The organism is Desulfovibrio sp., assembly GCF_034006445.1.
Taxonomy (GTDB): Bacteria; Desulfobacterota; Desulfovibrionia; order Desulfovibrionales; family Desulfovibrionaceae; genus Desulfovibrio.
Genome location: NZ_JAVESS010000002.1, coordinates 418,096 through 431,028 on the forward strand (window position 1 = coordinate 418,096; position 12,933 = coordinate 431,028).

10 protein-coding genes and 2 pseudogenes are annotated in these 12,933 nt (G+C 56.6%); 10 read left to right on the forward strand and 2 right to left on the reverse strand.

What is annotated here, in order from left to right; translation table 11 throughout:
• Positions 1 to 164: 164 nt before the first annotated feature.
• Both RBR41_RS04515 and RBR41_RS04520 read right to left on the reverse strand, forming a co-directional pair.
• Positions 165 to 806 (reverse strand): TetR family transcriptional regulator, encoded by a 642-nt coding sequence (locus RBR41_RS04515; RefSeq protein WP_320351396.1) that lies wholly within the window; start codon positions 804 to 806, stop codon positions 165 to 167.
• A gap of 308 nt (positions 807 to 1,114) precedes the next feature.
• A pseudogene (locus RBR41_RS04520) lies at positions 1,115 to 2,246 on the reverse strand (IS3 family transposase).
• Between the two features lie 437 nt (positions 2,247 to 2,683).
• Between RBR41_RS04520 and RBR41_RS04525 the strand changes: the two are divergent.
• The 10 genes and pseudogenes from RBR41_RS04525 to RBR41_RS04570 all read left to right on the forward strand — a co-directional run bounded on the left by RBR41_RS04525 (position 2,684) and on the right by RBR41_RS04570 (position 12,932).
• Positions 2,684 to 3,436, forward strand: coding sequence for a DUF4851 domain-containing protein (locus tag RBR41_RS04525; protein WP_320351397.1), 753 nt, complete (start codon positions 2,684 to 2,686; stop codon positions 3,434 to 3,436).
• Between the two features lie 9 nt (positions 3,437 to 3,445).
• Positions 3,446 to 3,631, forward strand: a complete 186-nt coding sequence (locus tag RBR41_RS04530; RefSeq protein ID WP_320351398.1) for a hypothetical protein — start codon at positions 3,446 to 3,448, stop codon at positions 3,629 to 3,631.
• A pseudogene (locus RBR41_RS04535) lies at positions 3,595 to 3,729 on the forward strand (integrase core domain-containing protein); the annotation flags it as partial. The gene RBR41_RS04530 and the pseudogene RBR41_RS04535, both read left to right, overlap by 37 nt.
• Before the next feature lie 671 nt (positions 3,730 to 4,400).
• On the forward strand, positions 4,401 to 5,291 hold the full coding sequence (gene focA / locus RBR41_RS04540) for a formate transporter FocA (protein ID WP_320351399.1): 891 nt from the start codon (positions 4,401 to 4,403) through the stop codon (positions 5,289 to 5,291).
• Between the two features lie 184 nt (positions 5,292 to 5,475).
• Positions 5,476 to 6,105, forward strand: a complete 630-nt coding sequence (locus tag RBR41_RS04545; RefSeq protein ID WP_320351400.1) for a 4Fe-4S dicluster domain-containing protein — start codon at positions 5,476 to 5,478, stop codon at positions 6,103 to 6,105.
• Entirely contained in the window at positions 6,098 to 8,134 is a 2,037-nt protein-coding gene (hyfB, locus tag RBR41_RS04550; RefSeq protein ID WP_320351401.1) for a hydrogenase 4 subunit B, read from the forward strand. The genes RBR41_RS04545 and hyfB overlap by 8 nt, the downstream gene beginning before the upstream one ends.
• Before the next feature lie 8 nt (positions 8,135 to 8,142).
• Positions 8,143 to 9,120, forward strand: coding sequence for a respiratory chain complex I subunit 1 family protein (locus RBR41_RS04555; protein WP_320351402.1), 978 nt, complete (start codon positions 8,143 to 8,145; stop codon positions 9,118 to 9,120).
• 18 nt (positions 9,121 to 9,138) lie between these two features.
• Positions 9,139 to 10,635: a hydrogenase 4 subunit D gene (locus tag RBR41_RS04560; protein WP_320351403.1), complete on the forward strand. Its 1,497-nt coding sequence runs from the start codon at positions 9,139 to 9,141 to the stop codon at positions 10,633 to 10,635.
• A 2-nt stretch (positions 10,636 to 10,637) separates the two neighbouring features.
• Entirely contained in the window at positions 10,638 to 11,297 is a 660-nt protein-coding gene (gene hyfE / locus RBR41_RS04565) for a hydrogenase 4 membrane subunit (protein ID WP_179979550.1), read from the forward strand.
• A 3-nt stretch (positions 11,298 to 11,300) separates the two neighbouring features.
• On the forward strand, positions 11,301 to 12,932 hold the full coding sequence (locus tag RBR41_RS04570; protein ID WP_320351404.1) for a hydrogenase 4 subunit F: 1,632 nt from the start codon (positions 11,301 to 11,303) through the stop codon (positions 12,930 to 12,932).
• The last annotated feature ends 1 nt before the right edge of the window (position 12,933 follow it).

The window sequence follows — 12,933 nt, forward strand, 5'->3', positions numbered from 1 at the left end:
TTTCACATGGATCGGCAACCGGCATGACCACGACACCGGAATCCAGGCGTCATCAGCAGTCAGGTTGCCGTTTTGATCTGTCATTATGGCTGGTGCCGTTTGATTACGCAGGGCAGGGAATGACCGCGTACTGAAATCGGGGCAGCCGTACCGTGCGGCCCCGCTTACAGGGGTGAATGCCCTTCAATGCTTTTCAGGTAGGCGCAAAACATATCTGCCGTTGCGTCCGCATACGCGGTGATTTCCGCTTTTGTCCGCTTGGCCAGTGAAAAGCTGTTGCCTATGGATTTGAGCGTTGCAAATATGAGATCCCCAGCAAGCTTTCGGGCTGCCAGGGGCGCTCCAGGCAGTGCCCCCTCCATAAAGGTATCAATCATCTCGCTGCCTTCTGTACGCGCCATGCGCGCTTCAGGACTGTCCCGATACAGGGGGGCCGCATCATTGAGCGCACTGCGGATCTCCGCTTCCTCGCATTCAGACTGTAAAAAGGCGTGCACGAGCGTGCGCAGGCGCTCCAGAGGCGGTGCGCTGGCGTCTTTCAATATGCTTTGCATCATCCTGGTCGTCTGTATCCACTCATCCACCTGCAGGCGAAAAAGAATCGACACCTTATTGGGAAAGTACTGATATATGGAGCCAACGCTGACCCCAGCCTTTTCCGCAACGCGCGCCGTGGTAAACCGGGTTACGCCCTCCTCGGCCAGAACCAGAGCCGCCGCTTGCAGAATGGCTAAAACCAGTTCTGCTGATCGTGTCTGCTGGGGTTTTTTGCGCGAGGCGATCTGAGGGTGTCTGTCAATATTCATGTTGGTGTGCCGTGTTGATATTGTGAATGAAATGCCCTTACTGGCAGCGCCACATAATGCGATTAATTGTTCGCATATTAACCATGCGTGCGTCAAGCTGGACAAAAGTGTAACCCGCGCTCCCTTGGTCTGGGCTGTCAAAAGCCGTTGCCTGTATGGGCGCTTTGCGCAAATGCGCCCTGGTATTCTTTAACAATTTCGTCCGTAAAGAGCCAAAAGCTGAAAGCAGGCCTGACAAAATAAGAGACACTTACAGCTAACGCTGTAAGTGTCTTAGTAATTTGGCGTCACCAACTGGATTTGTGACCTTACCCCACTGCGTATACCATTTGTAAGTTAGTGGCTCCCAATGGGTTGCAGCTTATATTTTTTACGCGGAACTCTTCCGGTGTCAGCCAGCCCAAGAAACTGTGCGGTCGCCGTTGGTTGTAATCCTGCCGCCAGGCTTCGACTGTTCTGCGGGCATCGTGCAGGGACAGAAACACGTTCTGATTTAAGCATTCATCCCGAAATTTCCCGTTAAAGCTTTCAATATGCCCATTATCCGGGGGCTTCCCCGGACGAGTAAACACTACTGCACACCATGCTCAAAAGCCCACGCATCCAAGGCCTTACCGCTAAATTCTGGACCGTTATCAACCTTGATACGTTGCGGTAACCTTCCTTGGAGGCGTAGTTTTTCAAGGACGCGCACGACTCGAACTCCAGGCAACGACATATCCACTTCGAGCGCCGGGCTTGAACGATCCCACAGATCAGCAATTGTCAAAATCCGGATGCGTCGCCCTCCCATAAGGGAGTCGCTTACAAAATCCATCGCCCATTGTTCATCTGGGCCATCAGGGCCAGCCTGGACAATACGGGCATGGCTTGGACGCTTCACTCGTTTCCGGGTACGCAGTGAAAGGTTTTCTTCCTGGTAAATCCTTTCCGTCCGCTTGTAATTCTGCACCAACCCTTCCCGGCGCAATAATTCATGCAGACGGGGAGAACCGAAACGCCGCCGATCTTCTGCCAGTTCCAGCATCCGAGTCCGCAAAAGAAGATCACGGTCTTCAGATGGTGGCCGTCTGGCTGAACAGCGATTAAACTGGATTACTCGGCAAGCCCGCCGCTCTGAGTAGCCATGCGCAGCCTGAATGTTATGCACGGCTGCCCTATTAGCTGCGGGCTTCAAAAGTTTTTTGAGAGCACAACCTTCAGAACGACAGTGTCAAGAGCCTGCTCGCCTACGAGTCTTTTTAGCCGGGCGTTCTCATCGTCCAACTGGCGCAACCGCTTTGCATCAGAAATGTTCATCCCACCGAACTTGCTGCGCCATTTGTAAAAAGTCGCATCCGAGATGCCATGCTGACGGCACAGATCGACAACGCGCACTCCAGCCTCGGCTTGCCGCAAAATCGCAATAATTTGTTCTTCGGTGAATCTGCTACGTTTCATTCTTGTGCTCCTATGTCAGGAACACCAACTTTTCAATGGCATACTTCTCGGGGGGAGGGTCATCTCCAACGTACTGGTGCTGTTGCTCTCTTTTATCATTCGCAGCATACTTCCATCATAGTGCGCAGCAGTTCGGACAACCGAACTGCCGAAGCAAAAGAAGGCAAGTATGTTGAAGGTGATCTGCTGACTCTCGCCCTGATGGAGGATATACTTCGGTCTGACCTTACAGCTGTTGCGTTTGCTGAATCTGTAGCTGCCTTATTATAGCAGGCCCTGAACATGAAGAGCACGAGGCGACTCGTAAGTGACAGGACGATGGCGCCTCTGAGGGGAAATATGGCCCTGAAAAATTTTCCAAAGAAGAAACCACAAAGCGCACGCGCAGCAACCTGTGGCAAAACATGGACTATTAGTCGCATCGGCAGGATCGTGCAATGAAAATTGTTCTGTGCATCGCCGCACTGATGCTTTGCGGAGTCTATCTGTCAAAATACGCTTTTGATCGTCCTCCGTTGCGTGGTATGGGACAGAATGGCACGGCTGATCTACCTGTACTTATTTCGCGAGCGCGGCCATTCGTCACTTTTGCACCAGCCAAGGATATGAGCTTGGTCGCCGCTGGGTGGTGCAGCCTGAGTCCAGCAACACGTCTTTCCGTGCCAGGGGACGGTCGGCTATGGTTTGCCGCTTACAAGAACGATATTGGCCTGCTCATCACGGCATTGGCTGAAACTGAAGCCCCGTGGCTCTGGGAGGCGGCCCATCATCCCCCCTTTCCGGTGCTGAGAGGCGGGACAACCCCCTACAAGGGCGAAACATTGCACGAAACGCTGTATACGCTTACCGCCGATGCCGACCCTTTTCACCCTCTGCAAGTCGCTGCCAAAGATACCACCTGCCTTGTGTACCGGGCAAAACTTCTGCTGGACTTCCAGCATCTGCAGGTGATTATTGAATATCATGAGCCTATAACTCAAGAACAAGCACGAGATATAGCCTATGATCTGCCCTATCTGAATGCCTTTCAGGAACGCGGCAGAGCCGCATGCTCCATTGCGCTGCCGGGAAAAAGCAATGAATATGTGCTTCCAAGACGCATTGATAAAATTCCTGTGGCTGACAAAGCCATTTCGCGAATTAAGCTTTCTCGCTGGACAGGTGAAATGCAACATCGGGGAAGCCTCTGAGGAGGAATAATGGGCATACTAGAGCAATTTCACTTTGAAATTGCTCTGCTGACGCGAAGGCGGCAGCCGCCAAGAAGTAGCGTGGATTCTGGCGAAAACCACGTTTTTCGCCAGAATGATGCTTTGAAACAGGGAGTGTTTCAAAAGCAAAATGCTCTAAAAGTGGTAACGGGAAATTTCGGGATGAGTGTTTAAACCAGAACGTGTTTTTGTCCCTGCATGATGCCCGAAGAACGGTTGAAGTATGGCGGCAAGATTACAACCAACAGCGAGCACACAGTTCATTGGGCTAGCTAACACTTGAAGAGTCCCGTGAAAAATACAACCTGCAACCCATTGGGAATCACTCACTTACAACTGGTATACGCAGTGGGGTAAAATCAGTGCCAGACATATCTGGCACGCTCATTTTTTATGCCGTTGCCACTCCATCTATTCGGCATAACTTATATTTATGTGGTAGTCTGGATGCGGATGCGCGAATGGCCCCTTGGGCCACCGAGTAGATTGCGCCACTGTTCACAAATATACGTGCAACTGACATCCCTTTTGCACACGCTCGCAGCCGGATAGCAATTTGCCTTTCGAGTGCATTTTGTCTGCGGATTTAGAGCATTTTCGCATTGAAAATATCTATTCTTAATGCTTCCATGACGTCTGCTCCGGTGCGTAACTGCCCAAATAAATTTCGCTTACTCCTCCGCGGCGGGCGTCTGCTCCCGCATTTGCCAGAGCAATTTCAAAGAGAAATTGCTCTGGCTTGCTGTGCATCTTCCCTGCCATTGCTTCCCCGTTTCCACGCATCGTCACGTGGTTCAATTGTGCGCTTCGACACACCTCAATAAATACCTGCCCTCAAAATATACCTGTAACACACTAATATATAATGCCTTTTACTTGGCATCGTCTTTGCAACATGTGCAAATATTCTCAATCACTTTTTATCACTGCAAAGGAGATAGTTATGGCCGATTCCTCCTCCTTCGAAGCACTGAATCCGTATCAAATGTGTGACAAGGCGGCTGCCGTCATGGAAGGCAAGGCCATCAAGCCTGCGAGCAAGGCGTTTTTGCTTGCTGTTATGGCGGGCGTGTTTATCGGTCTGGGTTTTGTCTACTGCGCCATAGCCAATGCAAGCGGTGCCGGAAAAATTGTGGGCGGCCTTGTGTTCAGCCTTGGGCTCATGCTGGTCATTGTTCTGGGCGCGGATCTGTTCACCTCCACAACCATGACCCTTATTCCCCGTGCCAGCAAAAGGATCACCTGGGGGCAGATGTTCGTCAACTGGGGTGTTGTTTACGCTGGAAACTTTGTGGGCAGCCTGATTCTTGTGGCGCTTATACTGCTCAGCGGTCACCCGTGGGAAAACGGCGGCAGCATTGCCCTTTTCTACATCAACACCACAGAGCACAAGCTGACCCATACCTTCATTGAAGCCCTGTTTCTGGGAGTCATGTGCAACCTGATGGTCTGCCTTGGCGTGTGGATGAGCTACGCAGGCCGCTCGCTGTTTGACAAAATGATTGCCTGTCTGTTCCCCGTGGGACTCTTTATCGCCTGCGGCTTCGAGCACAGCGTGGCGAACATGTTCATGATTCCCATTGGCATCCTGTGCAGCCACATGATGCCCCCCGAAGTGGCGGCCAAACTGGCCGACCCCGCGCACATAGCCTCTGTGCTGAACTGGCAGAATTTCATCTTCAAGAACCTCATCCCCGTGACATTGGGCAACATCCTTGGCGGGGGCGTGTTCGTGGGCCTCTTCCACTGGCTCATCTACCTGCGGCACGGCCACGAGGCCCAGCGGCCCGCCAGTATGGCCGCACAGCACAAACATTCCCCCACTGTCGACTAAAGTGTCGATGCTGTCGAAGGGGTTTCGTCAAAAGTGTCGAACTCAGCCCTGTGGATAGCCCACCTCGTGGGCAACTGGTCGAGACATCCCCAAAAATGCGCATGAATACTAGCTTTGTGCATAATGGCACGCATTCTGCTGACAGGGGGCCATTATCACGATCCCTTGTGTAATGAGGAAGCTTATGAACCATTTCATTTTCGCGGATCCGGTCAAATGCATCGGCTGCAATACCTGCATGGCGGCGTGTTCGCTGGTGCATGAGCAGCAGGGGCTGCTCGGCAGACCCCGGCTTGAGGTCATACGCTACGGCAACGGCACAGCGCCTGTGAGTTGCCGCCATTGCGAAGACATGCCCTGCGCCAAGGTCTGCCCGGTGAACGCCATCACGGCCACCGGACATTCAGTGCACATCAACGAAAGCAACTGCATTGGTTGCAAACTGTGCGGTCTTGCCTGTCCTTTCGGGGCCATTGCCCCGGCGGCCGACAGGCCCGCCGGACACCCGGAAGTGTACGAGCACTATGTGCCGGAAGAAGAACTGGCCGACGCCCCGGGCAGCAACTATTCCATGCCGCCTTTTCTGGCCTGGAATGTGGGCCGCCGCACTGTGGCCGTAAAATGCGACCTCTGCTACTTCCGCTCCAGCCCGGCCTGCGTGGAGGCCTGCCCCACCATGGCCCTGCGCCTTGTGGACGAAAAAACCCTGGCCGAACTGCAAAACAGCAAACGTGTTGCCACGCTTGAGATGGAAAAACACGACGACAAAGCCGTCCCGGCGGCAACAACCATGTCGGGGGTGCAGCATGCGTGATCCACTTGAAATCCTGCTCTGGGCTGTGCTGGCCTATATGGCGGGTGGCGTGCTGTCCCTGCTGCTGAGCCGCAATGAAAGGGCCTCCATCACTGTCAGCGGCCTGCTTGGCGCGCTTGGCGGCGCGCTTGGGCTGTATGCTGTCCTGCCCTTTCTGCTGCAACGGGCCGACGTCCTCAGCCATGTCTATGCGGGGCCGTTTCCCTTTGCGCATCTGGCCGTACGGTTGGACATGCTGGGAGCCTTCATGACGGGCGTCATCTCCCTGCTGGCGCTTGCCGCCTCCATCTATTCCCTGGCCTACGTACGTGAATACGAAGGCAAGGGCGCTGCGGCCATGGGCTTTTTCATGAATACCTTCATCGCCTCCATGGTGGCGCTGATGGTTATGGATAACGCCTTCTACTTCATCATCTTCTTTGAAGTCATGTCGCTTTCTTCCTATTTTCTGGTCATTGCCGATCAGGAAAGCGAAGCGGTCAGCGCTGGTCTGCTCTACTTTTTCATCGCACATGCCGGATCTGTGCTCATCATGGCCTCGTTCTTCATCATGTACTGCCACACCCCTGACAGCAGCCTTGATTTTGCGGCTTTCCGTCAGGCGCAGATTTCGCCGCTCATGGCTTCCATCGCCTTTTTGCTGGCATTTTTCGGCTTTGGGGCCAAGGCTGGCATGCTGCCCCTGCACGGCTGGCTGCCCAGAGCGCACCCGGCTGCGCCCTCGCACGCTTCTGCCATGATGTCGGGCGTGATGGTCAAGATAGGCGTGTTCGGCATCATCAAGGTGAGCGCCGACCTTTTGGGCGGCGCGGATATGCCTGTCTGGTGGGGCGTTGTGGTGCTGACCTTTGGCGCTGTTTCGTCCGTGCTGGGCGTCATGTACGCGCTGGCGGAACACGACATCAAACGCCTGCTTGCCTACCACACGGTTGAAAACGTGGGCATTATCCTCATGGGCGTGGGCGTGGGCCTTATGGGCCTTGCCCTCAAGAACCCGCTGCTGGCCGCACTGGGCTTTCTGGGCGCGCTCTACCACCTGCTGAACCACGCCGTGTTCAAGGGCCTGCTGTTCCTTGGCGCAGGGGCCATCATCTACACGGTGCACACCAAGGATATGGAAAAGATGGGCGGCCTTGCCAAGCGCATGCCGCGCACGGCCCTGGCCTTTCTGGTGGGCTGCATGGCCATTTCCGCCCTGCCGCCCCTCAACGGTTTTGTCAGTGAATGGTACACCTACCAGGGGCTTGTGAGCATCAGCCAGCATTCCTCCGTCATCGCGCGGCTTTCCGGCCCTGTGGCAATCGTGATGCTGGCCATCACCGGTGCTCTGGCCGCCATGTGTTTTGTAAAAGTGTACGGCATCAGTTTTTGCGGTCAGGCGCGCAGCGCCAAGGCTGCGGAAGCCACGGAAGTTCCGGCTGCCATGACGCTTTCCATGCTTGGGCTGGCCGCGCTGTGCGTGGCGCTGGGCGTGGGCGCGGCCTGTGTGGCCCCTGTTGTCAGCGCTGTGGCCGACTCGCTCACCGCTGGCCAGCAGCATCTTGAAGCCGTGCGCCAGGGCGTGCTCATTCCCGGTGCGGACGCCGCCACCGGCCTTTCTCCCACGCTGGTAATGCTCCTGCTGCTGGGCGGCATGCTGCTGCCCTTGCTGGTCTTCATGATCGGCAAGGCCGACCGCCTGCCCCTGCGCCGCAAAAATGACCCGTGGGCCTGCGGCTACGGCTACGAAGAACGCATGGCCCTCTCCGCCGGGAGCTTTACCCAGGGGCTGCGCCACGTGTTTGCGGGGCTTTACCGCCTGCGGCAGGCGCTTGATCCCGCCCCGGCCATGTCGCGCGCGCTTGACTCGGTCATACGCACGGCACGGCGGGTGGAACCCATGTGGGACGAAGGCATTCTTGCCCGCATTGTCCGTGCCGTGAAAAAGACCGGCATATGCGTGCAGCGGCTGCAGCAGGGCGATTTCCGCGTCTACTGCCTGTATATCATCATCGCGCTTATCACGCTGCTTCTCATCAAAGCCGCCTAGGGGGAACCATGTTTACCATGCAATCCTTGTCCTGGCCGGTATCCTTGCTGCTGGCCGCCGTGCAGACACTGCTTCTGCTTTTGCTGGCCCCTCTGCTGTCTGGCATTTCCCGTAAAATCCGGGCCAGAATGCACTCGCGCCTTGGGCCTTTGGGCGCCGCAGGCGTGCTGCAGGATTACCGCGACCTGGCCAAGCTCATGACCCGGCAGGAAGTGACTCCTGCGCAGTCGGGCATCATTTTCCGCATCATGCCCTTTGTGCTCATTGCCAGCGCCGCGGCCATAGCCATGACGCTGCCCGTGCTCGTGACCGGTTCGCAGATGGCGAGCGCGGCGGATCTCATAACCCTGCTGTATCTTTTTGCTCTTTACCGTTTTTTCTTTGCCCTTTCCGGGCTGGATTCGGGCAGTCCCTTTGCCGGTATGGGCGCAAGCCGTGAAATGCTGCTGGGCGTGCTGGTGGAGCCTGTGCTCATGCTGGCCCTGCTGGTGGCGGCCCTTATTGCGGGTTCAACCAACCTCGGCGTTATCAGCGAGGTGTTTCGCCAGAACTGGGGAGGCTCCATGCCCACGGCGGCGGCACTGGCCATGGCTGCCTGCGCTTTTGCCGTGTTTATTGAAATGGGCAAGATCCCCTTTGACTACCCCGAAGCGGAACAGGAACTTCAGGAAGGTCCGCTGACCGAATATTCCGGCCCCGGCCTTGCCCTCGTCAGCCTGGGCGTAAAGTTCAAGCAGGCAGTGGTTGCCAGCGTGTTCATCAGCGTGTTTCTGCCCTTTGGCAATGTAACGCCCGAGAGCCTCAACGCTGTATCCTTGCTGGCCGCAGCCGTCATCTTCGCTCTGAAGCTGCTGGTCATCTTTGTGCTGGCATCGCTGTACGAAAACAGCCTTGCCCGCGGACGCTTTCTGCTGACGCCGCGCGTCACGTGGTCCGGTTTTGGCGTGGCGGCCCTGGCATTCGTCTTTTACTTCAGCAAGCTCTAGGGCGTCGAGGAAGAAGTCATGGATAAAATTGCACTGGCAACAATCCTGATACCGTTCATCGGCGCGTTGATCGCCGCCTGTCTGCCGTATCACGCGGCACGGGCGCTGGCGCTGGTGGTTGCCCTTGCCGCTTCGGCGGGCAGCGCGGCCCTTGGCCTGGCATACCTCAATGCAGGCATGCCCGAAAACTGCACATTCAGCCTTGTGAGTTACAGCTCCACCCTGCTTGGCGGCACTGGACACACAGTGGAAATATTTGGCGTACTCATCGACAGGGTAAGCACGCTCATCTGCTTTGCCGTGGTTTTTCTCGGCTTTCTGGTGGTGCTGTACTCCACGGCCTACCTGACCAAGGGCAACCGTGAACACCCACATGAGGGCACTACCCGTTTTTACGCCATCATGCTGGCCTTTATCGGCGCCATGGCCGGGCTTACGCTTTCCTCCACCCTCTTTGGCCAGTTGCTGTTCTTTGAAATCACCGGCGGCTGTTCCTGGGCGCTCATCGGCTACTACCAGACCCCCAAGGCGCTGCGCTCGGGCATGAAGGCCCTGCTGGTGACCCACCTTGGCGCGCTGGGCCTCTATGTGGCTGCAGCCTGGCTGTATCATGAGACCGGCTCCTTTGCCCTCTCCGGCATGGCCGGGCTTGGGGATACCGCCAAGATCATCATCGTGGGCGGCGTGCTCTTTGCAGCCTGGGGCAAATCAGCCCAGATTCCCATGCACATGTGGCTGCCAGACGCCATGGAAGCGCCCACCCCGGTGAGCGCCTACCTGCACGCGGCCTCCATGGTCAAGGTGGGCGTGTTCATTTTTGCCCGCGCCGTCATGGCCGCAGGGGATGTCCCCCCGGTTGTGGGTCATGTGGGCATGGTCATGGCCGTGATAACCCTCATCTACGGCTTTATCATGTATTTGCCGCAGACCGACATGAAGCGCCTTCTGGCCTATTCCACCATCACCCAGCTTTCGTACATCTTCTTTGCCATTTCACTGGCCATCCTGTGCACGGATCCTGTTCTGCGCAACACAGTGCTGCTTTTTGGCGCAATCGCCTACATTTTCAACCACGCCTTTGCAAAAAGCCTGTTTTTCCTGGTGGCTGGAGCGCTCAGCTACACCTGCGGCACGCGCACCCTCACCCAGTTGCAGGGAATCCTGTCACGCCTGCCTCTGCTGGGCGTAGGCTTTTGCGTGGCGGCACTGGCCATCACCGGCGTGCCGCCGCTCAACGGCTTTTTCAGCAAATACCCCATTTTCACCACAGGTTTTGCTCTTGGAGCGAGCCACTGGTTTGTAATGGTGCTGACCATACTGGTCATGATCGAATCCGTGGGCAGCTTTGCCTGGTTCCTTTACTGGTTCGGCAAGACAGTACCCGGCAAACCCTCTGAGGTTGTGGCGCAGGCGCAGCCTGTGCCCGCCGCCATGAAGCTGGTGCTGGCCATCCTTGTTTTCATGTCGTTCTCTTCCAGCATCATGGCCGTTTACTGGTTGAACCACGGAGGCTAAGCATGTTGAGTTCAAGCATAATCATCAACAATCTCGCCGGGCTTTTGGTGGTCACATCGCTGATGGTGGTCACTTGCAAAAAAGCCACTACATCCGCGCTGCTGTATGCCGTGCAGTCTGCCGTGCTGGTGCTCTCGTTCATTGCGCTGGCTGGCCTGATGCAGGCGCACGAGCTGTATACCTGGGCCGGAACCGCCGTTCTGACCAAGGTCATCCTTGTGCCGCTGATCATGTACAAGGCCCTTGGCGCCATGAACGACCCTGAAGCGCAGGGAATGGTCATTCCCACATCCGTGGTTGTCATTCTTGCCGCAGTTCTTCTGCTCCTGTGTCACTTTGTGGTGAGCACTGTGCAGGTGCCCATTATCACGCAGCACGGGCTTGAACCTGTACTGGCCGTCTCGCTCGGCCATTTCATGATCGGCGTCATGTGCATTGTTGTGCAGCGCAACATCATCAAACAGATATTCGGCTATTGCCTGATGGAAAACGGCGCGCACATGACCCTGGCCCTGCTGGCCAATCAGGCCCCGCACCTTGTGGAAATAGGTATTTCCACAGACGCCATCTTCGCGGTCATCATCATGGTTTACATGGTACGCCGCATTTTCACCACCATGAACACGTTGCGCGCGCATGATCTTTCCGCGCTGAAGGGGTGAGCCATGAATGCCATGACCAACAGCAGCCCCATGCTTTTTTGCCTGCTGCTCGCAGCGCCACTGGTCACATCTCTGCTGTGCTTTGCCTGCGCTTTTTGCGGGCGCGGCATACGATCAGTGGTCAACATCATTAACACGGCTGGCTGTGCGGCCCTTCTGGTCACCGCCTTTGGCCTGGTGAGCGCGGTTTACGAACATGGCGCGCTCTTTGCCGCCGGCAAGTGGCTGTACCTCGACAGCCTCTCGGCCATCTTCCTTGCCGTACTTGGCGTGCTGGGGACGATCACAGGCCTGTACTCATACGGCTACATGAAGCAGGAAGTGGACCACGGCGAAGTTTCCGTAGCAACACTTTGCAACTATTACGGATTCTTTCACCTGTTCATCTTCACTATGGTTTCGGTGATCACCACCAACAACCTCATCCTCATGTGGGCGGGCGTAGAAGCCACCACCCTGGCATCGGCCTTTCTGGTGGGCATTTACGGCCAGAATTCTTCACTCGAAGCGGCCTGGAAATACATTATCATCTGCACCGTGGGCGTGGCCTTTGGCCTCTATGGCACAGTGCTGGTGTATTCCAATGCCTCTGCGGCCATGAGCGCCCAGGGGCTCGACCCCTCGGACGCCATTTTCTGGACTGAAGCCCTGCGCTACGCCAGCGGCCTTGACCAGACCCTCATGTATCTGGCCTTTGTCTTTGTGCTTATCGGCTTTGGCACCAAGGCCGGGCTGTTCCCCATGCACGCATGGCTGCCCGATGCCCACAGCGAAGCCCCCAGCCCCACCAGCGCCCTGCTTTCCGCCGTGCTGCTCAAGGCGGCCATCTTGGTCATCCTGCGGTACTACATACTTATCAGTCGCAGCATCTCAAGCACTGTGCCGCAAAACATGCTGCTGGCCCTTGGACTGCTTTCCATACTTGTGGCCGCATTCAGCATGGTCTCGCAAAACGACATCAAACGCCGCTACGCCTATTGCAGTGTTGAAAACATGGGCATCATCGCCGTTGGGCTTGGCTTTGGCGGCCCGCTGGGCATTTTTGCCGCGCTGTTCCACGTTATCAGCCACAGCCTTGCCAAGGGTCTGGTGTTCTGCGTGTCGGGCAATGTGCTGCTCAAATACAGCTCACGCGACATGACCACCGTGCGCGGCATGCTCAAGATCATGCCTGTCTCCGCCGTGTTTCTTGCGGCGGGAACCCTGGCCCTGGGCGGCCTGCCGCCGTTCAGCGTGTTCTTGAGCGAATTCATGGTGGTCGTTTCCGGCATCAGCTCCGGGCACATGTATCTGGTGGCGGCTCTGGCCGTGCTGCTCATGGTCGCCCTGGGCGCGCTGGTGCATCTGGTGGCGGTGACGCTTTCCGGCCCGCCGCCGGAATCCATCGCCAGAGGCGAACAGGGCTGCATGACCCTTATCCCCGCAGCCGCGCTGCTGGGCCTGCTGCTTGTTATGGGCACATGCACGCCGACCCCGGTGGTGAACATGCTCAACGCAGCCACCAACATCGTGCTGGACAGGGATACCGCCACTGCCCAGATACAGCCCGCCCTGCGTGAAATGGTGCGATCCGCCTCTCAGGAGGCTGCCCAAACCGACGCAGCCAGGCAAACTTCTTCCCGTCAGGAGATATAAC